Raw genomic sequence first — 23314 nt, 5'->3', positions numbered from 1 at the left:
CCCGAGGCCCGAGCGTGAACGCGTCGGCCCCTTCCCCCACCCGAGTACGAGCAGGAGAGACCCGTGCACCAGGACGACGGCCGCACGCTCTATTCGCGCGCCGACCTTAAGAAGGCTCACGGCATCAGTGAGCCCACCCTTCAGAACCTCTGGACCAACCGTGAGGAGAATGGTCACCCCGACGCCGAGATCATCGACGGCGTCATGCACTGGGATCACGCGGTGTGGGTGTCCTGGTACCAAGAGCTTCAGCGAACACGAGCTGCGGCGGCGACGAAAAAAACGCCTCAGCTCACGGGAGACCCGGAGGAGGAGGTCGGTCCGGCGGAGGCGGCCCGGATCTGTGGATTCGCGGACAGTGCCACGGTCTCGCACTACGTGAAGAACCCGCCTGAGGGTTGGCCCGAGCCGGACAGCTACGACCTGTTGCCCAGCGGCCGTCAGCGGCCGAAGTGGAAGCGGCGGAAGCTCTGGCAGTACGTAGCCGAACGGAAGGGGCGCGGCCACGCCGGCGGACGGCCCAAAGGCCGCCGCGGACTGGCCTACCCGTACCAGGGGGACAAACGGCTCGCCCTCGCACGGCAGGCGCTGAAGGAGAACCCTGACGCGTCCAACGCCGATCTGATCCCTCTGCTCCAGGGGCAGGCGGAGAAGCCTTACTCCCGTCCCACCTGGAACTTGATCCTCAAGTCCGCCCGCGAGCACCCCAAGGATGAAGGATGACTGACATGACCGATGCCCGCTGTCCTCGGTGCGGTGGCCCACTCGGCGAGCGTCCGGCGGGCTCCCGCCTCACCATCAGCCGTGACGTACGGATCTGCACGCCATGCGGCCAAGATGAAGCCGTGCGCGACGCCACCGGCCAGGGGCCGATCCCGTTCGACGACTGGGTCCTGAACAACTAGATCTATAGCGACCATCCCAACGAAGTGGAAGGGGCCGACGCCAAGGCGTCGGCCCCTTCCACTTCGTTGGTCAGCCTGTGCGAGCGGTAGCCGGACCGGACGGCGGCAGCTGTCGGGTTCCGACGCCCTTGAATCACGCGTCGCTCTCCGCTCTCTGGACGGGCACGGTGGTGTCGGCGGGCTGGAACTTGGTCAGGCACACCCCGCACAGCAGTGGCCCTTGTTCGAAGGTGCCGCGGGCGATTTGGATCTTTCGGGGTGGGTTGCACGCGCAGATGATTAGGAATCGGGTAGGGCCCCGGCCGCCCCCGGGCGGCCTGCCGGAGGAGCCGACGGTGGCGTTGAGCTGGACGGCGGCCGCGGCGTCGAGGGCAGCAATGATCTCGGCCCACCGGCGGGCTTCGGAATCGGTAAGGATGCAGTGCATCAGACCCAGCACCCGTACGGGGGCGCTGGGTGGGGCGAGTCCGACTTCGCGGGCGAGCTGGGCGTAGCGCTTGTTGTGGTAGCGGCCGTCACCACAGGTGTCTTTGATGGCCCGCACGAGGGCCAGGCCGTGGGCAGCGTGGTGGAGGAGTCCGCCCAGCATGGGGCGTCCGCCGAGCCCGAGCGTGCTGGCGGTGACCTGGAGTTCCACGGCGAGGTGGCCGTCGCGGGTGAAGTGGCGGCCGGTGCGTAGCGCTGAGCACTGGACGGGGTCCTGGGCGCCAGCGCTGGGCGGGATGGTGACGCAGACGTCCGGCACGTCGGGGAACCGGTGCCGGATCTCTTTCCAGGCCGTTTCGATGGCGCTGATGATGACGGCACCGTGGACGACGGGTGCGGTCGCCTTGGCGGTGGGCGGGGCCGCAGCGCTGGTGTCGCTGAAGGGGATCAGGTCGCTCACGCGGGACTGCTTTCGAGCCGGGCGGGGATGCGGGAGACCCGCAGTTCCTTCGGGCCGGGGATGCGGTTGCAGGGGGAAGCCTCCGCTCCCTCGCCGAGCAGTCACCGCCTAGTGACACCACCGATGTCCAGCCCAGCGACACCTGACGTCCAGACCCGCTGACATCTCAATGTCCAACGGCACCAGGTAACAGCGTCCTCACCAAACCGACGCGCCGCCCGTCCCCACCGCGATTAGTCGGCTTCCCCACCGTCCAGCCAAAAGTGATTGGAAAGGACCAAGGTATCGTCACTTCGTGACGATACGATGATCAAAGACGACCGAAGCTGACCGGAGGGGGTGGGCGGTCCGGTGGCGTGGGTCACGATGATCGGCCCCTCTGACGAGCAGGTTGAGTACCGCCTGACCGGAGGCCACGGCTGTGGGAAGGCCGTCACAGTCGAGGCCGCCCCCCTCGTGGCCGCCATCCAGGCCAAGGCCGAGGAAGCCGGTGTCACCCCCGCCGCCTTGCTCGGCTCCACCGAGGCCAAGAAGGCGTTCTATCGCGCCCGCACGGAGCTGCGGAACGGTAAGGCCGCCCGCCTCACCGGATTCGACGCCGTAGAAGTCGCCGCCGCAGCTGGTATCGACGCTCGCGACTTCTACGCCGAAGCCGTTCTGCCGGCACGCTCCGCTGATGGTCAGGTGGACTACCACCTTGATGCCAGTGAGCGCCCCCTGATGTGGATCGGGAACGGTCTCGCCGAGTTCGACGTCAACCCCGGCTTCGCCCTCGCCCCAGAGCAGTTCCAAGCCGCCCGCCGCCTCATGCGCGGCGAAGACCCACGCACCGGCCAGACTCTTGTTGAGCCCAAGCTGGCCATCGCCCCTGCCGCCAAGCTGTCCGCCGCACCGCTGGTCAGGGCCATCCGCCGGACCGCTGCCGAACGTGGAGTGAAGCCGGAGACGCTGCTCGACTCGCAGCGCAAGAAGACCGCATTCGCCACCATGGAGCGGCAGCTCACCCGGTTCGGAGAAGCCCACAAGGTCCCGGTATCCACCCTCCTCAAGGTCGCTGGTGCCGTCGGCATCGAAGCCGTTGAGCTGTACGGGGAGGAAGCGGTGGAGAAGGCCCTCGCCGCTGAATCCGGTGGGCGGCTGGACGCCCGTGCGCTCCTGCACGCCGTCGAGGGAAAGGCCCGTGAGCTGGGACAGCGGCCTGCGGACTTGTTCACCTCTGACTCCATGAAGCGGCGTTACGCCCAGGTCGGCGCCGAAGGCGGCCGTCGTCTACGCGATCTGCCCATGGCAGTACGCGAAGCCGTCGCCATGGCCAAGGCCGCAGGGCTCGACCCCGCCCAGGTCTGGGATGCCGAAGAGATCAAGGCCGCGATGCGCGAGGGCCGCGTCGAGGTCGGCAACCGAGGCGCCGACGTCACCTTGGACCTTCCCAAGACGTACTCCGTCTTTGGCGCCTACGCGCCCGAGGAGATAGCTGACGAGGTAGAGAGGATCTTCACTTCCGCAGGCCGCGAGTCCATCGATGCCTTGGAGCGCTGGACGGCGTACGCGATGCGCGGCCGTCACGGTGATGGCGAGGAGGCCCAGAAGATCGCCACGAGCGGATTCAGCGGATGGATGATGGTCCACCGCGCGGCCCGCCCCGTCGACGGCGCCCTCTACGGAGACCCGCACTTCCATCTGCACTTCACGCTGGCCAACATGGTCAAGGGCACCGACGGACAGTGGTCCACCGTGGCCGCAGGCGGCCGAGACCTGCACCGCCACGCACGCGCGACGCAGGCCCTCATGAATGCCCGCGTCCGCCGTGAACTCGCCGACCGCTACGGCATCCGCTTCCGCCGCGAGGAGCGCACCGGGGCGTGGGAGATTGCCGCCATCCCCAAGGCCACGATCAAGCTGTTCAGCAAGCGCGACAGCCAGGTCCGCGAGTTGCTCACCAAGCTGGGACTCGACTACGACAGCGCCACCCTGCGCGAGCGCACCGCCGCGTCCACCGCGTCCAAGGCCGCGAAGAACGGCGAGGCCGCAGGCGTCGAGGACGACGTCTTGCGCGGGTACTGGCAGGCCGAAGGACGGGCCGCCGGTGACGATCCCGAGGCGATCATCGTCGGTGCGGTCGGCGAGGTCGTCGAGCAGCCGACTCCGAACCTGGATGAGCTGTGCAGCATCGTCTTCGACCCGAAGACCGGCCTTACCAGCCACTCCAAGGAGTTCACCCACGCCGCCGCCATCGCGGCCGTACTCGACGCCCTCCCGTACGGTGTCGGCACCGCCGCCGAAGCGGAGCACCTCACCACCGCTGTACTCCAGTACGCCGGGTACGCGGTCAAACTCAACCCCAAGGGCGCCCAGCACTACGCGCACGCCGACCGGTACACGACTGCGGACATCATCGCCGCCGAAGCGCTGATCGTCACCGAGACCACCCGGCGCCTGAACGAACAGTCGGCCGTCGTCAGCAGCGACACGGTCGCGATGACCCTGTCCGCAGTTCAGGCCCAGCAGGGCTTCCCCTTCTCCGCCGAGCAGCGCGCCGTCCTCGAACGGCTCCTCACCGCTGGACACGGCATTGACTCTGTCGAGGGCGTCGCGGGCGCGGGCAAGACGACGATCATGGACGCCGCCCGGCAGGCATGGGAGGCCCAGGGCCTGGTCATCGCAGGAGCGAGCACGGCAGCCGTCGCCGCCGCCAACCTCAAGGCGGAAGCCGGGATCACCTCCCGCACCCTCGCCTCCTGGCTCATGGGCATCCGCAAGGGTGGGCGAGGGCTTGCCGGTGTGGACGTTCTGGTCGTGGACGAAGACGCTATGTGCGATGACCGTGATATCGCCGAACTCCTCGAACACGCCGCGAAGACCGGCACGAAGGTCGTGGGCATCGGTGACCCCAAGCAGCTGCACTCGCCGGGCATCGGCGGCCACTTCGGCGCCGTACACCGCATCGTGGGCGGTCTGAGGCTGACGGAGAACTTCCGGCAGAGGGACGCAGTCGAACGCCGCGCGCTCCAGCTGTGGCGCGATGACCGGCGCGTGGAATCGCTGCGGACCTTCGCCGGCACCGGTCGCGTGCATGCGCTCGCCAACAAGGACGAGACGCTCGCCGCGATGCTCACCGTGTGGGCGGACAAGCGTGCCGCACACAGCGACGACCACACCGCCGTGCAGCAGCTGCTGATGCTGGCCGCCACGAACGAGATCGTCGAAGAGCTCAACTTCGGTGCCCGTGCCCTGCGCAAGGCCAACGGCGATCTCACCGGCCCCGAACACACCTACGCGCTCGCTGGCGGACGTGAACTGACCCTCTCCGTCGGGGACCAGGTTCTCCTTCGCGTCAACGACTATCGCGCCAAGAAGAGCCGCGGTGTGAACGAAGACGTGCTCAATGGGTTCCGCGGAATCGTCCGTGCCGTGGACGAGGAGCGCCGTGTCCTGGTCGAGTGGCGGGAGAAGACCGCCGACGGCCACGAGGACCATGCCGAGTGGGTCGATGCGGAGTACATCGCCCAGGGCGGATTGGGCCTCGGCTACGCGATCACTGGTCACAAGAGCCAGGGCCTCAGCGTCCAGGAAGCCCTGGTCTACGGCCCCGGCGCCCAGGCCAACGCGCTCTACACCATGCTGAGCCGTGACAAGAAGGAGAGCCACCTCTTTCTCCCCCTGTCCGTCTATGAGAGCGACGCCGACCGCGCCCGTGCAGGCGAACCGGAATCCACCCAGGAACAGCTGGACCGCGCCGTCGCTGGCCTCATCCGTGAGATCGAGACCGGCACCGAAGAGCGGATGATCCTCACCGAACTCCCGATGGAGGCAGTGCCCGCACACCTCCGCGAGATCGTGGCTGAGCTGCCGACGCCCCGTGCCCCCGGAACCGACGAACCAGAGCACGACGACGAATCAGAGCCTGCCCGCACGCCCGGCAAGACCGGCCGAAGCACCGCAGCGAACCGTTCTGCGACAACAGCACCGCAGACCACCGCACCGGCAGAATCCCGCCCGTACCAGCACCTGGGCAGCGCCGCCCTGCGGGACGCGATTCAGAAGGCGGCAGCCGCCACCCGTGCCACTGAGCGAGCGGCGGACGCAGCCGAAACAAAGGCGACCCGTGCCGAGCACCAAGCGGCAGCGGGCACCGGACCGACCGCCCTCGCCTTCAACCGCCGGTACGAGGATCTGACCACACGTGCCAATGCCATCCGCGAAATACGGGCCCTGACCGACACGATCGCACGCCGTACCGCCCGTCAGAACGATGTCACCGACCGGCTTCACCACATCGAAGAACAGCTGAACGCGACCGGGCGATTCGGCCGCCTCGTCCTGCGCGGTGACGACCGGGCCCGGACCGAGGCCGAACGTGACGGACTCCGCCGCGACCACGCCGAAGGCGCACGCGAGCTGGAAGCTCTGGATGGCCAACGGCGCGACCTCGCCGCGGTCGCCGGTCCCACAGACGAGCACGATGACGTGCTGGCCGAAATGGAGATCACGAAGCGCGACAAGAGCGGTCTGCTGCAACGCGCGCGTGGCCGCGACCACGACGCAGCCAAGGCTCTCCGCACCGAAGCGACCCGAGCCCGCAGCACGGCCCGCGGGGCAGCTCACCGCGAGGCGAATCTCCGTGCCGAACTCACACGACGCCGCCGGCCCGGCATCTCCGAGCCCGATGAACCACTGACGCCCCCGGTGCCCTCCAGGGCGCCGAACGCGAACCGTCCGTACTCCGAGTACCGTTCGGCTGACGCGATCCATCATGATGAGGCAGCGGATACTCCGCCTGCCCAGCCCGTGTGAGAGCGCAGGCACAAGAGCGCGGCTCGCTCCACCACCTCTGGAGCGAGCCGTATTTCCCCGGTGAAGTCCGTGGGAAGTGCCTTACTCGGTGCTGTGGAACGAGCCGGTCCGGACGCTGGCGACGAACCCGGTGAACGCGCTGATGTGAACCAGCAACGCGGGGCCTTCGGGGTTCTTGGAGTCGTGCAGGCCGATTCCGTCGTGTTCTGTGGCGGTGAGGTTGGCGACCATGACGCAGGTGTTGGCGTTGCCGCTGCTGGACGCCTTGAACCAGGCTCCCGGTGGGGCCAGGTCGGATGCGGTGAAGGTACGTGTGCGGCCGTTGATGGTCATTGCGTGATCTCTCGCGATAGTTGGTGCAGGAACCCCTGCGTGTCTTCCGGAGGCAGTGCTGAAGCACGCAGAACATCAAAAGAGCGAGTGAACCGTTTGATCTCCCGAGGCTTGTCCGTCACAGAGACGGCGCCCCAGGCAGTGTCTGCCTGGACCATTTGCGGCAGGTCCTCACCCGGATCGAGGAGGATGAAGTCGTGTGCGGCCCTGTAGCCGCGCGACTGGAACGGCAGGATCTGCACGGTGATGTTGTCCAACGCCGCCAGCTTGACGATCTCTTCGTACTGCTCGCACATCACATCCGCACCGCCGATGATCCAGCGCAGTGCTCCTTCGCCGAGGATTGCCCAGAGGCTGGGAGCCCCTTCGCTGGCCAGCAGTGTCTCCTTGCGGCCCATCCGCAGTGCGACGTGCTTGTCCACGAACTCGGTCGTGGTCTCCTCGACCGGTTTGAACGCCTCGTGGATTGCGCGGGCGTACGCCTCGGTCTGAAGCAGTCCCAGTATCACCGTGGGGTGGTACGCGCGGATGGACTTCGCGGCTGACTCGATGCCTACGAAGCGCTGCATGCCCGAGGGCATCACGTCCTTGTACTCGGTCCACCACTCCTGGCTGGATGCCTCACGCTGGATCTCCAGCAGTTGTTCAACGGCGTCGTCGTCGGTGACGCCGTAGCGTTCGAGGAGCTTGCGTAGCTCACGGGCCTGGCGGAAGGACTGGAGACCGGTCTCCACGCGCTGGACCTTGGTTTCGGAGAACGGCATTCCTCGGGCGGCATCTTCGATCGTCAGTCCGACTGACTCGCGCAGGTGCCGCAGGTGCGCGCCCAGCTCGATGCGGCGCGCAGTTGGTCTAGCCCGAGCTACCACGTACTTGCCTCCTTGGCGCATGTGATCGTCACTGATACCGAAGCGCTCGGTGCATGTAAGCAACTGGGCGCTCTAGCAAGGCATTTGCATGATGGGGTATGTGCCAATACCGGCGCAAGGGAAGTTTCATTGCCGATTCGCTTGCCGGTGCACTGCGCGGCACGCCACCGTGGACGCCTGAACCAACGACGGCGGCACAGCCGCCGGAGTTGCGCACCAGTGCGCGGCGGGCCGACGTCCCCCGAATTGATGCACGAGCGGCGGCCCGCCGCCATCATCCACACCACTCGTGTTGGAGCCACCTATGACCAAGAACTGTGGCACCGCCGTATCCGCGTCCGGCTCCTCGTCGTCGGAGCCGAACCGGCAGACGCTTCAGCAGAAGCTCAAAGAGAAGCACCCGATCACGCCGTCCGCCGCGACGCACGGCGACCCCTGCGGCTGGGACCGGGACACGATCGAGACGTTCCTCGACCTGTCCGCCGCGCCCGCCGAGTCCGAGGCGGGCCGGTGAGCGGCACCGGGTACGCCGTGTTGCACGTCGACGACGACCACGAGACCGCGCTCGCCCCGCTGGACGTGAAGGCGATCAAGGCCGCGATCAAGAAGTCCCTCGGGAAGCCACTGGCGGCCAGCGAGAGGGCTACGGTCAACAACGACCTGAAGGGCCACCTCGGGCTGCTGATGCCGATCGCTGCCGGGGCGCACCCCGAACTGGTTGCCTCGGTCGGGCGTCGACTGGAGTACGAGCCGCCGGACGCGTTCCGGTACCCGCAGTGTGCCCGGCAGTGGGGTGAGGAATCCGCCCGTACCGCCGAACAACTTCTCGGCCTGGTCGTCGCCGATGAGGACGCCGAGCGGCAGTACGCAGAAGCGGAGGCGTCGCTGGGCGTTCCCGCCTCTGAGGATGCAGCCCGGCCTCCCAGTGCATCGACAGGTGTTGTGCCGTTCATGGATCAAGCGCCGAGGTGACCTCCATGAACGCCGCAGCGGATTCAACGTGGGGGTACTGGTGTCAGGTGATCGCGGAGGGCTCGGTGTACGGAAAGGGCGAGTGGGAGCGATCCGTGCTGGGTAACTTCCAGACCCCGTTCGTCGGCCGGGCGCTGCGGTGGCTGCGCCGCCAAGCGCTGCGTATCGCTGACGGACTCGATCCCGAACCGGAGGCGACGCCGTCACTGTGCGGTGGCCTCCGCAGGGTCGAGCTGGCCACCGAGTTCGGTGACGTGCCCACTGCCTTGCGGACCTGGGCGAACGCCGAGTGGACGCGCCAGATCGCGTATGACCGACTCCGTGACGGAGAGCAGTTCCTTTTGGTCACGGAGGACCTTACGGGCCGGTACGTGCTGGCGGCATGGCCTGTGACCGTCCCGGCACGTCCCGACGCGGAGTCCGCGAAGCACAGACAGCCCACATGCTCCCGCTCTGATCACCTGACATCCGGGAAGCACCGCCGCAAGGTGGGCCGCCTCCTCCTTCGGTGATCAGAGTGGGCCAATCGTCCGCCACTGGCCGGCGACTCCCCGCGGGCACAGGTAATCCATCGTGACCGACTGCCCAGCCAGTGGCGGACCGCTCGGCCCCGTGGGGAGGGGGCGAGCATTCCCAAGCCCGGCCAGTGAAGTCCCCTGTGATACAGGAAAGTTCGGCTACTTTTCGCAAAGCAATGGCCCGGGCTGCCTGTCCTAGACTCGTGGCTTCGCTCCCGGCGCCGCAGTCGTCCAGGTCAGGTTCAGTAGCTCAGCGCCGACCGCGATCTCCTGGCCCCGACGGCGACCACCACCAGGGACTGGGGCTCCCTGCACTACATCACCGAACCAAGGAGAATGACCGCGATGCCGAACCTCCTCGGCGATTCCCAGCAGCTCCGTCGGACGATGGTTGATCAACTCCGCGAGCTCAACGCGATTCGCACCGACCAGGTGGAACAAGCGTTCCTCGCCGTCCTCCGCGAGCACTTCGCCCCCGGGGAGCCGCTGGAAAAGGTGTACGGCGCCGAGACAGCGGTGATCACCAAGCGGGACGAGCACGGCAATGCCGTCAGCTCCGTTTCCGCCCCCCGTATTCAGGCTTTCATGCTGGAGCAGGCTCAGCCTCGTCCCGGAAGCCGCTGCCTGGAGATCGGCTCGGGTGGTTACAACGCAGCTCTCCTTCGCGAGATGGTGGGCCCCTCCGGACTGGTGGTGACCCTTGATATCGACGAGGACATCACCGACCGCGCCCGCCGCTGTCTGGAGGCAGCGGGATACACCGACGTCAAAGTCGTGTGTCGTGACGGCGAGTTCGGAGCTCCGGAGTTCGCGCCGTTCGACCTCATCATCGTCACCGCCGGAGCGTGGGACATTCCCCCGGCCTGGATCGATCAGCTCACGGACGGAGGACGGCTCATCGTCCCGATTCGTGTGCGCGGCCTGACCCGCTCTGTCGTCTTCGAACGCCACGGGGATCATCTGCGAAGCCTCTCGGCCGAGGTGTGCGGCTTCGTGAAGATGCAGGGGGCCGGGGCGCACGAGGAGTCCTTGGTGCTGCTGCGGGGGAAGGAAGCCGCGCTGCGGTTCGATGAGCAGCTGCCGGACGGCGCTGAGGCTCTGGCTGGCGTACTGGGGCAGCCTCCGGTCGAATCCTGGTCAGAGGTGACGGTCGGCTTGGCGGAGCCTTTCGACTCGCTGTACCTGTGGCTGGCGACCGTTCTTCCCGGGTTCTGCCTGGTGTCCGTCGACCCGTCTCTCGACAGCGGCGTGGTGACCCCCGCGAACAAGATGGCGTGCCCGGCAATGGTCGATGGCGGCTCCTTCGCCTACCTGACCCTGTGCATGATCAGCGACGACCCGAAGATGTTCGTCTTCGGCGCGAAGGGGCACGGCCTGGCCGCTGACACGCTTGTGAAGCAGATCGTCCACGAAGTCACGGTGTGGAACCAGCGGCACCGCAATGGCCCCGCCCCCGTGTTCACCGCTTACCCCGCCAGCACTCCAGACGACCGGCTGCCCGATGGCCTGGTGGTCGACAAGCGGCACGCCCGCATCACAGTCTCCTGGCCGTGACACCCACAAAGGCCAGGTAACCGTAAGGCACCACCAACGAAAGGGGAGAGCAACATGAGTAAAGCCATGGAGAGCACCGCCCCGGTGGACGGCTCGGAATTCGAGCTGGACGTGACCATCGTCGAGAGCGGCAGCGTCTTCTCGGCACTGACCCGCAGCACTGACGACAACTGCGGCAGCACCTGCTCCGGCAGCGCCTGCGCCAGCGGCGGTGGCAACGTCTGACCAGCAGCGATCCTGTGCAGCCCCGGGTGAGCGGTCATGTGGCACCGTTCGCCCGGGGCCGTACCCGTCGAACGGTGGGGGGCTGAACAGCCATGTATCGGCACGTGGACGCTGCACTGCTGCGGGTTTCCGCACACACATGTTGGCCAGCCGCACAGGGGTGGCCTGACCTGACTGGGAACACGGAAGAGCATGTCCGTCAGTGGCTCGGTTGGCTGGAGAAGATCTTCACCGATACGGCGATAACGGAGGCCATCGAAGCAGCGAGTCCCCTCCTCGCTTCCGAGGCCAGGTCCCTGATTGCCGGGGGCGACGCGCAGGCCCGGCAGGTTCGACGGGTCGCGGTGTCCGTCCTCCGGTATGTCCTGAGAGCCGGAGGCAGGGCTACCCCGTTTGGGCTGTTCTCTGGCGTCGCGCCGGTGCGGTTCAGCCCGCACACCACCGTACGCGTCGGTGGGCAGCATCGCAGGGTGGTCAGGGCAGACGCGGCGTGGCTCACCGGGGTCATCCGGCGTCTGGAAGCGATACCCGAACTCCGTGACCGGCTGCCGGTGATCACCAACGACCTGTGCCTCGTCCAGGACGGCCGACTGACGGTCCCATGGCAGTCCAACCCTGCGGAGGTGGGTGGTGATCCGATCACGGCCTCTGTCCGCTTCGCCGCACCGATACAGGCCGCCATACAGGCAGCTGCCTCACCCGTACCGCTACGGAAGATCGCTCGCGCCCTCGAAGAGAGCTTCCCCGCAGTTACCACCGAGGCCGTCGACAGGATGCTGGCCGGTCTGGTGGAGTGCCGTGTCCTGCTTACAGCCCTTCGCCCGCCGACGACCGCGCTTGATCCGCTCGCGCACGTCCTTGACGTTGCTACTCAGGCGGGTGCGGACGAGTTGCCGCAGACAGCCGAGCTGATCCGCGACTTGCACGCCGCCTATACAGGTATGAAGCAGGTCGGTCAGGGGCTCACTGGTCTGGCCAGTCGGATGAAGGCGGTGTTTCCGAGCAGCGGGCAGCCGTTCATGACGGACCTGAAGATCGACGGCTCACTGAACCTCCCCCCGCAAGTGGGGCACGAGGCCGCCACGGCTGCGGAGGTACTCACGCGCCTGACCCCGAACCCCACCGGGCACCCGGCATGGCTGGACTACCACGGCCGCTACCTCGACCGGTACGGCGTCGGAGCAGTCGTTCCCGTCCTGGAGATCACCAACTCGGATACCGGCCTCGGATTCCCCGCCCGCTACCGCGACTCGCCTCTGAAGATCCCCGCTCGGAGCCTGACCGCGCGGGACGCCCGCCTTCTCGCCCTCGCCCAAACCGCGGCCGTGGAAGGGGCGACCGACGTCGTCCTGAGCGACGAGACGGTGGCCGATCTTGCCACCGGATCAGACATCTCGACCGTCCAGCCGCACGGAGAGCTGATCGTCCAGCTCCAGGCCCCCACCATGGAGCACATTCACCGCGGGGAGTTCACCCTCGCTGTCACCGGCGCCCCCCGAGCGGCAGGCACTACTACGGGCCGCTTCCTCTACCTCCTTGACTCAGCTGACCGCGACCGGATGACCGCTCTGTACGCCGGACTTCCGACATCGCACGACGAAGCCGTTCCCGTTCAGGTGTCGGGGCCGCCATTGTTCACGAGGGTGGAGAACGTCGCTCGCGCCCCCGCCGTGCTGCCGCGCACCCTGCACATCGGCGAGCACCCCCGATCCGGCACAGACGTGGTGAAGCTGGGAGACCTCGCCGTATGCGGCGACCACACCCGTCTGTGGCTGGTCTCCCAGACAGACGGTCACCGGGTAGAGCCGCAGGCGATGAACGCGGTGGAGTTCCGCAACAACACCCAGCCGATGATCCGATTCCTCTGCGAGATCAGCAATGCCTTCACTCCCACGTTCACCGCCTTCGACTGGGGCGCGGCCGGGCGACTGCCGTTCCTGCCCGGCATCCGCTATAAGCGGTCCGTCCTGTCCCCTGCGCGCTGGCACCTGCCCGCCGCAGCCGTACCGGGCCGCTCAGCGACGTGGGATGAATGGGAGAGAGCGGCCCGGGGCTGGCTCCGACGGTTCCGCGTCCCCGCGCTCGTCCACCTCACCGAACGTGATCTGCGCATCCGCCTTGACCTTTCGGAGCAAAGCCACCTCGCCCTGCTGCGAGATCACCTCAGCCAGCATGAGGTCGCCGTCATCAGCCAAGCACCCACCCCGCAGGATCACGGATGGATCAACGGGCGCGCCCACGAGATCACCATCCCTTTTGCAACGAGCCAGCGCCCCCCCGCGACCTCCCGCCGCCGTCCGCCGGTTCCTGCCAGCAGTCGCGACCTGCCGTCCCTGCCCGGCGCCTCCCGGTGGCTCTACGCCAAGCTCTACGGGAATCCTGCTCGGCAGGACGCCGTTCTTACCCGGGCCCTGCCCGACCTCTTCACCACCCTGAACGGCGCTGCGGCCTGCCAGTTCCTGCGATTCGAAGACCCCGACCATCACCTCCGCATACGGCTGCGCCTGCCCGGTCCGGACGCTTTCGGCGCGGTCGCCCGCGCGATCGGTGCTTGGGCCGCCCAGCTCCACGAGCGTGGCCTGATCACCCGGCTCCAACTCGACACCTACCGGCCTGAGACAGGTCGGTACGGGACCGGCGCCACCCTGGACGCTGCCGAGGAGGTCTTCGCTACCGACTCCCAGGCCGCCATTGCCGAAATCGCGCACGCCACCGAACAACAACTCCTCCGGCAGGCCGTCACGGCTGCGAGCATGGCCCGTATCGCCACTGCGTTCCTCGGCGACACCGACACCGCCATGCGGTGGCTGACCGACACGATTCCAGCCCGGTCAGCCGGCCCCGTGCCCCGCGAGCTCCACCGCCAAGCCATCGCTCTCGGCAGCAGCTCTTCCGACGAGGCCACCGCTTCCGCCTGGGGAAAGCGGGACGCCGCCCTGTCCGCGTACCGGCATTGCCTCGACACCGGTGGTCCCGACCCCAGCCAGGTCCTCCTGGCCCTGCTGCACCTTCACTACCTCCGCACCTGCGGCATCGACCCCGACGGCGAGCGGGCTTGCCACCGCCTGGTCCGTGCCATCGCCCTTGCCCACACCCAGCGGAGGCGCCGATGACCCCCACGATCAGAGAGAGCTCACTGGCCAAGGGCGCCGCAGGCATCGCTCTGCTGCATATTGAACGTGCCGCCGCTGGCCGCGGCACGTGGGAAGCCGCCCACACCTGGCTGACTCGCTGCGTCGAGGGCGGGCTCAGTACCTCGCCGACCACGGGCCTGTTCTACGGGGCACCAGCCGCCGCGTTCGCCGTCCACACGGCCGCTATCCACACCGGCCGTTACCAGGGCACCCTCGATACCATCCACGCCGCCGTCACCGAGACCACCAAGCGCAGGCTGGACACAGCACACGCGAGGATCGACCGGGGGGAGCGCCCGGACTTCTTCGAGTTCGACCTGATCTACGGCCTGACCGGGCTCGGCACGTACTTTCTGCGCTCCAGCCCGGATGGCGATACGACCAGGCGCATCCTGGTCTATCTCACTCGGCTCACCAAGCCTCTGCCCGACAGTACGCCAGGATGGTGGACTGGCCTTGCCCCCTCGGGTCAGCCCTCCCCGGACTATCCGGGCGGACACGCAAACTTCGGCATGGCCCACGGCATCACCGGCCCTCTCGCGCTCCTCGCCTTGGCCTGGCGCGCCGGAATCACTGTCCCCGGCCACCTCGACGCCATCGCGCGGATCTGCACATGGCTGGATACCTGGCGACAGGACAGCGACCACGGGCTCTGGTGGCCCGAAGTGATCACCCCGGCTGAGGCAGCCACCGGCACAACACGGCAACAACGGCCACTGCGCCCGTCCTGGTGCTACGGCACCCCTGGCATCGCCCGCGCCCAGCAACTCGCCGCCATCGCTACCCGCGATCCGGTCCGACAGCACATAGCGGAAGCCGCCCTGCTCGCCTGCCTCACTGAGCCCGAACAGCACTCCCAGATCACCGACCACACGCTGTGCCACGGCTCCGCCGGCCTCTTCCAGGCCGCCTGGCGGACCGCCACCGACAGCAGTACCCCGACGATCAGAGAGCACCTGGCCTCACTCGGAGATCAGATACCAGACACTTCCCCACCAGACAGCGAACCGGGACTCCTCGAAGGAGCCGCCGGTGTCGCCCTCGCTCGGCACACCGCTTCCACCGGCACCATCACAGACTGGGACGCCTGCCTCCTCCTCGCCTAGCTCAGAGGGAGCCGCGATGACCACCGGCCCGGAAACACTCTGGCTCCAGACCCACATCAAGTTCACCGACCCGCAGGTCGCCGAACAACTGGCTGTCTGCCGACTCCGACCTCGTCTCGCCGTAGCCGAGCACTTGGTCGGCTGGCACTTCATCCGCAAAGGGCAGTGGTGGCGACTCCGCTACCACCAGGACCCACGTGCCACGAAGGAAGCTGACAGCATCCTGGCTCAGGTTCCGAGTATCCAGTGGCAGCACGACATCATCTACGAACCCGAGACCCACGCCTTCGGCGGCCCCGAGGCCATGGACATCGCGCACCACCTGTTCCACGACGACAGCTGTCAGGTCCTCGACCACCTTGCCCGAACCCGCCACCAGCGCGACAGCCGCCTCGAAATGTCGCTCCTCCTGCTGACCGCCTTGATGCGCGGTGCAGCCCAGGACTGGTATGAACAAGGTGATATATGGGCGAAAATTACAGTAGACCGGCCCGCTACCCCGAACGAAGCCAGCCGTCTCGACAGCGCGAAGAACATGCTGAAGCCATTCCTCATGGTGGACACCGGCCCGGATACCGCCCTGGTGACCACCGGCCGTCTCTCCGATGCTGCGATCTGGCTTGCCGCCTTCACCACGGCCGGACGTCGACTTCAGCGGACTGCGCAGAGCGGACAACTCGCCCGTGGACTCCGGGCAGTTCTCGCGCATCACGCCCTGTTTCATTTCAACCGTCTCGGCATACCGCACTCGACTCAGGCCCTCCTGGCTCTCGGCGCCAAAGAGATCATCTTCGAGGGGAGGTAGGCATGCCCTCCGCCCCCTCCGCCCTTCGTCGGTTCCCGCTCGTTCGCCGCTTCCGCCCGCCCTGCCCGCCGCTGCCCAACCGGATCGCCGAGCTACGCCGTCTCGCCCATCTCGCCGACCAGCAAGGCGACATCCGCAAGGCATCCAGCGTCTATAACCTCGCGGCCCTGGTCGCCACCGACAGCGGACTGCCACACCTCGCACGCGAGCTGTGCTGGCAGCACGCGAACCTCTACCTTCAGCACCGGCCTCTGTCCGGCCAATGGGCCTGCCTCGCCGTGGAACCCCTCGTCAACCTGGCCCAGCTGCACAACCGGCTTGGCAACGGTGACTTGGCCTTCCAGCTCCTGACCAACCTCCACCTCGCCGCCACCACCGGATGTGACACGACTCTTGACGACACGCCGCTTCCTGCGGCTTCCCTCACCCGAACCCCCGAAGACCGGCAGCAGCTCCGGGAATGGGCCGAAGGTGTCTACTGCCAGGATGGCGCCCGTGCCCTTGTCGCGGCCGGCCAATGGGGCGCGGCCCACGCTCACCTTCAGCGGCAGCACGTCCGTACCGGCTCACGCATGTTCGAGTCCCGGCAGATCGCCGCCATCGCGTTCATTGCCTCCGGCGACACCGCGGAAGCCCTGAATCTGATTCACGAAACCGAACCTGGCGAGCCCTGGGAACAGGCAGTCACTGCCTGCCTTGAGGCCCAAGGTGACGCCCGTGCCTTCGCACTCGCGCTCGACGCCTACCGGCACCTCGACTTGGTCAACGAGCACGTGGTCTTCCACACCCGTCTCGGCCTGTCCCTGATCGATACAGCAGCCCACACAGGTCATGGACTTCCGAACCATCACGCAACGGCGCTGATCGCGTACGTGCTCGACACCGGCGACGGCTATGCAGCCCGCGACGTTCTAGACCACCCCGGCTGTGCAGAGCTCCTCGATAGCGACAGACTCCACGCCCTTCGCGACACAGTGACGCTATGTGGCCTCAGCCATGACCAGACCGCCGGACAGCTGAGAGAACACCTTGCCGAAGCCTTGGACGTCAGCGCCGCAGTGATCAACCGGACGCTCGCTGATCGGGCCCGCGCAGATTACGGCGCAGGAACGTCTGCGGCGGAGTTCGATGAGTCGGGTTGAGATGGGTCTGTGCGGTGACCGTAGGCGTACAGGCTGCGCGAAGAAGCAGAGGCAGCAGGTGAATCGTTGCTGTCGGGCTGCCTCGTCAGATCGCGCCGGGCAGTCGTACCAGTCGTCATCCGAATGAATACTTGTTCGGCCTGGTCAAGACGAAGCCGCATGGCTCCGTACGGTCCTTCCACGTATCCGGTGCGGTACCCGTGCCGGTGCAGTTCGACCACGGCTTGCACGCCGGTGTTGGTCAGGTCCGTGTCTTCCGGCGGCACGAGCGCGCGCAGCTCCTCCTCCCACTCCCATCCGAGGTCTCGCAGCACGGCGCGGGCCTCCGTCTGGTCCCGGCCGCTCGTGGCAGCGATGCCCCGGCGCGGTTCCGAGGCGAAGACGACATCCGGATTCGGGTGCATCAGACAAGATCCTTGACCGGTTCGGCGACGGCTGTCTCGTCAGCAGATGTAGACAGGACAGGCCAGGCAGCGAGTTGGAACCGGGCGGGCCGGTCCATGTGACGGCCGACCCGGCAGTCGTCGCCGGCCTTGCCAAGAGCGGCGTTCATCCGCAATACGAACCGTTCGTATTGCTCATGCCAGACCACGACCGACCCAGCCGGATCAGCGTAGGCATCGGCCCGCGCGAAGGCCAGGGCGGCGATCTCGTAGACCAGTGCGTTGTGGTCCATCCAGCACGGCGGGATGGCCTGGTGCGGCTGCCAGGCGTAGGTCGTGTTCAACCAGCGGCACACCGCGTCCAGCCACGTCGGCATGCCGTCGAGTAGCTCTCGCGTCAGCGAACCGATGTCCCAGGGTGCCGGGCCGTCCACTACCGACTCCTCCGCGGCCCTCTCCGCGAGGTACTCGGCGATCAGCGAGGGCGGGTCGGGGAAGGGCGTCAAGCGGGCAAGGGGATTCGTGGTCACGCGACGGCCCCCTGACGGTTCGCCCAAGCGGCGGCATGTGCCTCAGCCTGCTTCTTCTGCTCGGCGGCCTGCCTGGCGCGCTCGATGGCGTTCGCACGGCGGAGGTCGTGGATCTGGGATTGAATCTCGGGCCAGGAGTTCCACGTCCACATGCCGTCAAGACGGGTGATGACCGGCGGCAAGTTGTCGGCGAGCACGAGGGCTTGGCCTTCCTCCAGAGCCTTGATCTCGTCACTCCGCAGCACTGCTTCGAGGGCGAAATGGGTTGCCGTGGACTGGCCGCCGCGGTCACCGTTGGTGGTGGTCTTCGTCTCCCGCGTGCGCTCGACCTGACCGCAGAGGTCGGACATGTCCCGCAAGAAGGCGGGGTCCTTGCTTCCGCCAAACACGACGACGTTGTTCGTGTATGACGCCAGCTCGTTGGCGGTGTCCTCGCCGAAGCGTGAACGGGCGGACGCCCAGCCCTGGAGCCCGATGATCACGGTGATGCCGCGTCCTCGGCCGTCGGCGACCCGTTGCCGAAGGGAGGGGATCGGCGCAATGTTCGGGGCCTCGTCCAGCGCTCCCAAGAGGGGCGGATCGAGTCTCCCGGCCGGGGAAGCAGTGGCGTGCGCCTCTGCGATATCGAACAGGTCCTCCGTCACCGCGGTGGTCAGCGGGGCTACGGAGTTCACCTCGGAATCCTTGCCGAGCAGGTAGACGGTGCCGCCCGCGTCGAGGATCTCGCGGAAGTCGGTTGGCTCCTCTCCGTCTCCTCGGAGGGCTTCGACCACCGACTGGTGCGCGAGCGGCTCCAGCGCTGCTTCGAGGGTTACAGCGGTGTTGCCGACGGTACGGCTGTCGCCGGTTGTCGACGTGCGAAGCATGTCTGCCCAGCCGGAGCCGGCGCCGGGATGCGCGGCCAGGATGCCCAGGGGCGCTGGATCGCTCAGCTTCCGTGCCCAGGCGAGCATCTGATCGAGGTTGGCGCCGTCGAGGGCGGCAGCGTGGAGGATCGCGGCCAGGACCTTGGCGGCCTGTCCCTTGTAGAAGGCGCTGCCCTCGGATGACTGGGTAGCGGCCCCCGGGATGCGGGAACCGGCAACGAGTGCCTTGGCCCGCATCATCGCGGTTTCCGTGCTGGACGCCCCGGCGATCGGCGACCACCGGAACTTCGGCAGCGACGGCGCGATGCCCTGCGGATCGAAGACGTACACCGGCCGGTCGTCGCGCCGACGGGCGTCCAGGGTGAGCTCCACCAAGTCCGCCTTGGTCGAGGTGGCGATCACTGGACCGGCCCAGCGCCGGATGACCGGGGCGAAGAATCGCAGGGTCTTCCCGGACCCCATCGGGCCGATCACACGGCATGCCTTATCCGCTCGGGACCACAGGTCGATGCCCTTGGGGCGCTGGGAGATCCCGAGGGGATAGCCGAAGTCGAATGGATCGGGGGCAGGTGGTTGGTGCATGTGGTGCTCCGGGATGAGAGGGGCGGCGCCGGGGGTCAGGCCCGCGAGCGCCCGTGCTTGGTGAGGGCTGCGGTCGCTGGCCGCGAGGGGGCGCCGTCGCCGTTGGACAGAGAGGGGCGGATCTCGGCTGCCTTGACGACGGCATTCGCGGACAAGTGGCGCTTGAGCTGTGCTTTCGTGGCGAAGCCCGCATTGCGGCGAGCGCGGTTCGACACGGCCCACAGCGCCACTACGCCCATTCCGCAAACGACGACGATGCCGTACAGCACAAGGGACAAGCTGCCAGGCAAGAGGGCCATTACTCGGCCCGCCGTGCCGCGCGCGCGGCGAGGTACCGCATCCGGCGTCCGCACAAGCGAGCGAGCGAAGCGTCTGGGCCCGCACACCGCGGGGGCGCGTGGTGGAACGCCTGGTGTAGTTCCTCTGCTGCCCGCCAGGCCGCGCCGACCGCCGAGCGGACGTGTCCGCCGGCTGCGGAGTAGTCGCCACGGTCGAGGACGTCGGCGAGCCGGGCCGTTCTCGCCGCGAGAGCCAAGTAGTCGGCGTGGAGGCCGTCGATGTCGTCTCGTGCGGTGCGTCCGTACGTTGGCAATGCCGCGGGGTCGAGAGCGAGGGTGTTCATAAGGGGTTCTGTTCCCAGTGTCTCGGTGGCGGTGGGGATCGAGGGTCGGGTCACTCGGTGTCCGGCGAGGTGGTGGACAAGTCCGCCATAGAGCCGCTGGAGAAGCAAAGGTGCTGTTCCGCCTCAGTCAGGAGGTGCTGGACGCCTGGGTACATCACCTCGGCGACTTTCCACAGGGCGACACCTCTGCGCAGGCGCATGATGTGCTCGGCGGTCCAGAGAGGGAAGCCGAGGCGTCGGACGGTGGCTTCTGCCTCTGCCTTCTTCATGGAGTAGACGACGATGGTGTCCGCCATTTTGAGCGCGGCCTGGGTCTCGGGCGAGTCATCGATGTCTGACAGGTGGTGGACGATGAAGATGCACGACAGGCCGAGTCCTCGCGCGAACTTCAGGAACTTCTCCAGCAGGCGCGCGAGTTGAGGGGTCGCGAGAATGTGCCACGCTTCTTCGCAGACCATAATCCGTTTGCGCTGGGTGTAACGGCGGCACGCGACAGCGGGATTCGCGCCGAGTTCCCAGGCGCCGGAAGCCGCGTCAACGATCCTGCGCTCATGCTGACCAGGCTCTGTGCCGCATTCGCACATGGCACGGAGCCAGACCTCTTCGAGGAACACGGAGATCACCGCGACGAGGATCGTCATGGCGACTCCGCCCGACGGCACCCTGGTCAGGTCAAATACGATCATGTCCGCATCGGGATCGATGCTGAGGCTTGTAGGACCGTCGAGCATGCCGATCAGGTCGCCGGTCACGTCGTCGTCATTTCCGCACAGCCGGTCGAGTACGTAAGACGCCTCCAGTCCGTCGGCGAGGAGTTCCTCAAGCGATCGCCTCTTGGCTATGGCGTCCGATTCCTCCGGCGAACGCAGGGCGGCAGCGACGTCTGCCAGCACCGGCGTGCGTCCGTCGGCAGCCGCACGTCGGTGCGCCCTCCGGATCGCGATCCTCAAAGCGGAACCAGCGAACTCATCAACGGGCTTGCCGAGACCGAGCTCCACGATCGTCCGGACCAATTCGATCTGCCGGGTGCCTGCGATCTTCGGGTCCATGGGATTGATGCAGGAGGCGCCCGCGCCACCGCCAGGGGTGAACTTCACCGGCGGTCCTCCGGTGAGCGAACGGCCGAGGGCGGCCCATTCACCTTCCTCGCGTTCCTTCTGCTCTTTCGTGTCGAGGACGACCACGCGGCGGCCCAGGCGGATCTGTCGGGCCACATAGGTCTTGATGAGCGCGGACTTGCCCCTGCCCGTGTCCCCCATAACGATCATGTTGCCGCCGGGTAGGCCGTCTCCGAACGCCTGGAAGGGGCAGTAGATGAATGCCTTACCGGAGTACAGCTCACGTCCGATGACCGCGCCTTCGGTGCCCAGCGTCGGCGGTGCGACCGGGAGATAGAGGGCCTGGCTGGTCGTAGTTTCGGTGTAGAGGGGACGTCGCGCCGTCTCATGCATGGGCGACAACGGACGCAGGTCGAGCAGGTTGGTCACTTGATGCCTCCAGCGAAGGGAAGGGTCGTGGTGAAGGCCCTCGCGTGCTCCAGGTCGAGCCACTCGATCCGCAGGCGAGCCGTACGGGCGCGGGAGGTCGTCGTCCGCTTGGTCTTCTCCAGCTCTTCCGGGCTCCGCGCGGAGATGGTGATGTAGCCGACGACGGCGGAACCTGCCGCACCTGAGGAGGCCAGGGCCATACCGCGTGACCCTGTCGCGGCGGCTGCGATGACGTCGCGGGGGTCGATGTTCTTGCCGCGCTGGCGGTTCCTCAACATCTCAGCCTGGTTGTTGGTGTCCTCGCTGATCATTCGCTCGACGGCGCGGTCGTTCGGCTCCAGGTCCTGTGTGATTGCCATGGTGCGGATGACATCGGGCATGCCGATCAGTAGCGGCGAGAGGAAATCGGGGCCGACTGGTGTGGTCGGCCAGCTGACGACGGCCGCAGTTGCGTGGTACCAGCTGCTCGTGGACCCGGCGGCGCGCGTGGCGAGGTGCTCGCCATCGCGTACGTCCACGTTCCGCGGGAACGCGTGGGCTCGGGGCAGGTCGGTGTCCCAGAGGGGGTGGTCGGGGTCGTAACTGTTCCGGATGAAGGCGGTCATACGGCCTTCATCCAACGGGGCGATCACGGACAGGTCCGCGTCTTCGCAGCGCGCCCACAGCTCTTCGAGGTACGACGCCATGGCGGCCGCGATTCCTTCGTCGCCCGCGCCGCGGTTGGCGCCGTCCGCGGCCAGGTCACGGGTGAAGCGGGCGTGAGCGGTGATGTAGTACCGGTGTTCCTCTGCTGAGGTCGAGACCGCTTGCGCCAAGGTGTCGTACGAGTCCCGGAGCCACTGCGGAACACTGGCCGTGGCCGCTGACTCGTCGCGCTGAGCCACGAAACGGCGGTGGGCGTGCGGGTCGCTTTTCATCTGGCGGGCCAACACCTGTATGCGTTTGACCGGGTGCTCTTCGGTGTTGCCGATGGCGTCGAGCAGCTCTCCCCATCGCTCCAACGCCACCACTTGTTCACCGACCTCTTTGCCGCCCAGGCCCGGTGACGCGACCTCCAGAGTGGCGGTGACGCAGCCGGCCTGCGGCTGGAGGACCACGACGGCCTGCTGACCGCGGACGGTCACGGGTACCCATGTCATGCCCGCGGTGCCCTCCGGCTCAGCAAGTGCCGCGTCCGGAGGGGTGCCGTCGCGGCGCACTCCAGCCTCGAAAGCAGGAGAGACCCAGACACCCCCGGTGCGCGCCAGGGCCTTTCGGTGGTAGCGCGAGATCCTCCACCACCGGTAGATCGTGCGACGTTGTGATGTCCCCTTGGGCCGGTAGGGGAGGTACACGACCACCAGGGCTGTGACGATCGGCAGGAGCAGTCCGATCGCCGTCAGCGCGCCGGTCCCAGTAAGGAGGAAGCCAAACAGGATTCCCGCCGCCGCCCCGCACCCCAGAACTACCTGTTCGCCGAGGTCGCGTCGGCCCACCAGGCCGGTGGGCCTGTGTTTTCCGAACTGGTAACGAGTCATTTCATGTGTCCTTGTCGGTGGCCGGTTCGATCGGCCTCACGGCAACAGGTTTTGCCGGGGTGCTGGGGGCGGTCGGTGTGGGAG

22 protein-coding genes are annotated in these 23314 nt (G+C 67.3%); 12 read left to right on the top strand and 10 right to left on the bottom strand.

The genetic code is table 11. From position 1 onward, the window contains the following. Positions 1-63: 63 nt before the first annotated feature. Both K6I34_RS08260 and K6I34_RS08255 read left to right on the top strand, forming a co-directional pair. A complete protein-coding gene (locus tag K6I34_RS08260) occupies positions 64-723 on the top strand; it encodes a hypothetical protein (protein ID WP_229323729.1) in 660 nt (219 codons plus the stop codon). Continuing rightward, positions 720-905 carry a hypothetical protein gene (locus K6I34_RS08255; RefSeq protein ID WP_229323727.1) on the top strand — a complete coding sequence of 62 codons (186 nt, stop codon included), beginning with the start codon at positions 720-722 and terminating at the stop codon, positions 903-905. The genes K6I34_RS08260 and K6I34_RS08255 overlap by 4 nt, the downstream gene beginning before the upstream one ends. Positions 906-1038: 133 nt before the next feature. Here K6I34_RS08255 and K6I34_RS08250 read toward each other — a convergent pair whose 3' ends face one another. After that, positions 1039-1791 (bottom strand): hypothetical protein, encoded by a 753-nt coding sequence (locus K6I34_RS08250; RefSeq protein WP_229323725.1) that lies wholly within the window; start codon positions 1789-1791, stop codon positions 1039-1041. A gap of 366 nt (positions 1792-2157) precedes the next feature. On the opposite strand from K6I34_RS08250, the gene mobF reads away from it, so the two are divergent. Continuing rightward, entirely contained in the window at positions 2158-6585 is a 4428-nt protein-coding gene (gene mobF, locus K6I34_RS08245) for a MobF family relaxase (protein ID WP_229323723.1), read from the top strand. Between the two features lie 81 nt (positions 6586-6666). On the opposite strand, the gene K6I34_RS08240 is transcribed toward mobF, so the two are convergent. Both K6I34_RS08240 and K6I34_RS08235 read right to left on the bottom strand, forming a co-directional pair. Then, positions 6667-6918 (bottom strand): DUF397 domain-containing protein, encoded by a 252-nt coding sequence (locus K6I34_RS08240; RefSeq protein ID WP_229323721.1) that lies wholly within the window; start codon positions 6916-6918, stop codon positions 6667-6669. After that, the gene (locus tag K6I34_RS08235; RefSeq protein WP_229323719.1) at positions 6915-7787 is read right to left on the bottom strand and encodes a helix-turn-helix transcriptional regulator; all 873 of its coding nucleotides are present in this window, start codon (positions 7785-7787) and stop codon (positions 6915-6917) included. The genes K6I34_RS08240 and K6I34_RS08235 overlap by 4 nt, the downstream gene beginning before the upstream one ends. Positions 7788-8091: 304 nt before the next feature. On the opposite strand from K6I34_RS08235, the gene K6I34_RS08230 reads away from it, so the two are divergent. From K6I34_RS08230 to K6I34_RS08190, 9 genes are all read left to right on the top strand, one after another. Then, complete coding sequence (locus tag K6I34_RS08230) at positions 8092-8301, top strand: hypothetical protein (RefSeq protein WP_229323717.1); 210 nt, start codon at positions 8092-8094, stop codon at positions 8299-8301. Then, the gene (locus tag K6I34_RS08225) at positions 8298-8759 is read left to right on the top strand and encodes a hypothetical protein (protein ID WP_229323715.1); all 462 of its coding nucleotides are present in this window, start codon (positions 8298-8300) and stop codon (positions 8757-8759) included. The genes K6I34_RS08230 and K6I34_RS08225 overlap by 4 nt, the downstream gene beginning before the upstream one ends. Positions 8760-8764: 5 nt before the next feature. Next, positions 8765-9271 (top strand): hypothetical protein, encoded by a 507-nt coding sequence (locus K6I34_RS08220; RefSeq protein WP_229323713.1) that lies wholly within the window; start codon positions 8765-8767, stop codon positions 9269-9271. Between the two features lie 342 nt (positions 9272-9613). Continuing rightward, positions 9614-10831 carry a methyltransferase, FxLD system gene (fxlM, locus tag K6I34_RS08215; protein ID WP_229323711.1) on the top strand — a complete coding sequence of 406 codons (1218 nt, stop codon included), beginning with the start codon at positions 9614-9616 and terminating at the stop codon, positions 10829-10831. 54 nt (positions 10832-10885) lie between these two features. After that, complete coding sequence (locus tag K6I34_RS08210; protein ID WP_229323709.1) at positions 10886-11056, top strand: FxLD family lanthipeptide; 171 nt, start codon at positions 10886-10888, stop codon at positions 11054-11056. A 92-nt stretch (positions 11057-11148) separates the two neighbouring features. Further along, positions 11149-14169, top strand: coding sequence for a lantibiotic dehydratase (locus K6I34_RS08205; RefSeq protein WP_229323707.1), 3021 nt, complete (start codon positions 11149-11151; stop codon positions 14167-14169). Further along, the gene (locus K6I34_RS08200) at positions 14166-15296 is read left to right on the top strand and encodes a lanthionine synthetase C family protein (protein ID WP_229323705.1); all 1131 of its coding nucleotides are present in this window, start codon (positions 14166-14168) and stop codon (positions 15294-15296) included. The genes K6I34_RS08205 and K6I34_RS08200 overlap by 4 nt, the downstream gene beginning before the upstream one ends. Positions 15297-15312: 16 nt before the next feature. After that, positions 15313-16101, top strand: a complete 789-nt coding sequence (locus K6I34_RS08195; RefSeq protein ID WP_229323703.1) for a thiopeptide-type bacteriocin biosynthesis protein — start codon at positions 15313-15315, stop codon at positions 16099-16101. A 2-nt stretch (positions 16102-16103) separates the two neighbouring features. After that, positions 16104-17243, top strand: a complete 1140-nt coding sequence (locus tag K6I34_RS08190) for a hypothetical protein (RefSeq protein WP_229323701.1) — start codon at positions 16104-16106, stop codon at positions 17241-17243. Here K6I34_RS08190 and K6I34_RS08185 read toward each other — a convergent pair. From K6I34_RS08185 to K6I34_RS08155, 7 genes are all read right to left on the bottom strand, one after another. After that, positions 17198-17647: a hypothetical protein gene (locus tag K6I34_RS08185; protein ID WP_229323699.1), complete on the bottom strand. Its 450-nt coding sequence runs from the start codon at positions 17645-17647 to the stop codon at positions 17198-17200. The two genes, K6I34_RS08190 and K6I34_RS08185, sit on opposite strands and share 46 nt — an antisense overlap. After that, positions 17647-18156 (bottom strand): hypothetical protein, encoded by a 510-nt coding sequence (locus K6I34_RS08180; RefSeq protein WP_229323696.1) that lies wholly within the window; start codon positions 18154-18156, stop codon positions 17647-17649. Before K6I34_RS08180 ends, K6I34_RS08185 begins: the two co-directional genes overlap by 1 nt. Further along, positions 18153-19496, bottom strand: coding sequence for a type IV secretory system conjugative DNA transfer family protein (locus tag K6I34_RS08175; protein ID WP_229323693.1), 1344 nt, complete (start codon positions 19494-19496; stop codon positions 18153-18155). Before K6I34_RS08175 ends, K6I34_RS08180 begins: the two co-directional genes overlap by 4 nt. A 143-nt stretch (positions 19497-19639) precedes the next feature. Then, positions 19640-19873: a hypothetical protein gene (locus K6I34_RS08170; protein WP_229323691.1), complete on the bottom strand. Its 234-nt coding sequence runs from the start codon at positions 19871-19873 to the stop codon at positions 19640-19642. Between the two features lie 29 nt (positions 19874-19902). Next, positions 19903-20226 carry a DUF6238 family protein gene (locus K6I34_RS08165; protein WP_229323689.1) on the bottom strand — a complete coding sequence of 108 codons (324 nt, stop codon included), beginning with the start codon at positions 20224-20226 and terminating at the stop codon, positions 19903-19905. 50 nt (positions 20227-20276) lie between these two features. Next, the gene (locus tag K6I34_RS08160; protein WP_229323687.1) at positions 20277-21713 is read right to left on the bottom strand and encodes an ATP/GTP-binding protein; all 1437 of its coding nucleotides are present in this window, start codon (positions 21711-21713) and stop codon (positions 20277-20279) included. Next, positions 21710-23230, bottom strand: a complete 1521-nt coding sequence (locus K6I34_RS08155; RefSeq protein WP_229323685.1) for an SCO6880 family protein — start codon at positions 23228-23230, stop codon at positions 21710-21712. The genes K6I34_RS08160 and K6I34_RS08155 overlap by 4 nt, the downstream gene beginning before the upstream one ends. Positions 23231-23314 lie beyond the last annotated feature (84 nt).

Origin of the sequence: Streptomyces sp. UNOC14_S4, assembly GCF_020740835.1 — a bacterium.
GTDB lineage: Bacteria > Actinomycetota > Actinomycetes > Streptomycetales > Streptomycetaceae > Streptomyces.
Note: the sequence above shows the minus strand (reverse complement) of the source record. Positions and strands in the feature narration are given on the sequence as shown.

Bases quoted from the DNA above. Each gene is read 5' to 3' on its own strand.
- K6I34_RS08255 (WP_229323727.1), top strand. From the start codon at position 720: ATGACTGACATGACCGATGCCCGCTGTCCTCGGTGCGGTGGCCCACTC.
- K6I34_RS08240 (WP_229323721.1), bottom strand. From the start codon at position 6,918: ATGACCATCAACGGCCGCACACGTACCTTCACCGCATCCGACCTGGCC.
- K6I34_RS08195 (WP_229323703.1), top strand. From the start codon at position 15,313: ATGACCACCGGCCCGGAAACACTCTGGCTCCAGACCCACATCAAGTTC.
- K6I34_RS08190 (WP_229323701.1), top strand. From the start codon at position 16,104: ATGCCCTCCGCCCCCTCCGCCCTTCGTCGGTTCCCGCTCGTTCGCCGC.
- K6I34_RS08200 (WP_229323705.1), top strand. From the start codon at position 14,166: ATGACCCCCACGATCAGAGAGAGCTCACTGGCCAAGGGCGCCGCAGGC.
- K6I34_RS08165 (WP_229323689.1), bottom strand. From the start codon at position 20,226: ATGAACACCCTCGCTCTCGACCCCGCGGCATTGCCAACGTACGGACGC.
- K6I34_RS08205 (WP_229323707.1), top strand. From the start codon at position 11,149: ATGTATCGGCACGTGGACGCTGCACTGCTGCGGGTTTCCGCACACACA.
- mobF (WP_229323723.1), top strand. From the start codon at position 2,158: ATGATCGGCCCCTCTGACGAGCAGGTTGAGTACCGCCTGACCGGAGGC.
- K6I34_RS08220 (WP_229323713.1), top strand. From the start codon at position 8,765: ATGAACGCCGCAGCGGATTCAACGTGGGGGTACTGGTGTCAGGTGATC.
- K6I34_RS08210 (WP_229323709.1), top strand. From the start codon at position 10,886: ATGAGTAAAGCCATGGAGAGCACCGCCCCGGTGGACGGCTCGGAATTC.
- K6I34_RS08185 (WP_229323699.1), bottom strand. From the start codon at position 17,647: ATGCACCCGAATCCGGATGTCGTCTTCGCCTCGGAACCGCGCCGGGGC.
- K6I34_RS08155 (WP_229323685.1), bottom strand. From the start codon at position 23,230: ATGACTCGTTACCAGTTCGGAAAACACAGGCCCACCGGCCTGGTGGGC.
- fxlM (WP_229323711.1), top strand. From the start codon at position 9,614: ATGACCGCGATGCCGAACCTCCTCGGCGATTCCCAGCAGCTCCGTCGG.
- K6I34_RS08230 (WP_229323717.1), top strand. From the start codon at position 8,092: ATGACCAAGAACTGTGGCACCGCCGTATCCGCGTCCGGCTCCTCGTCG.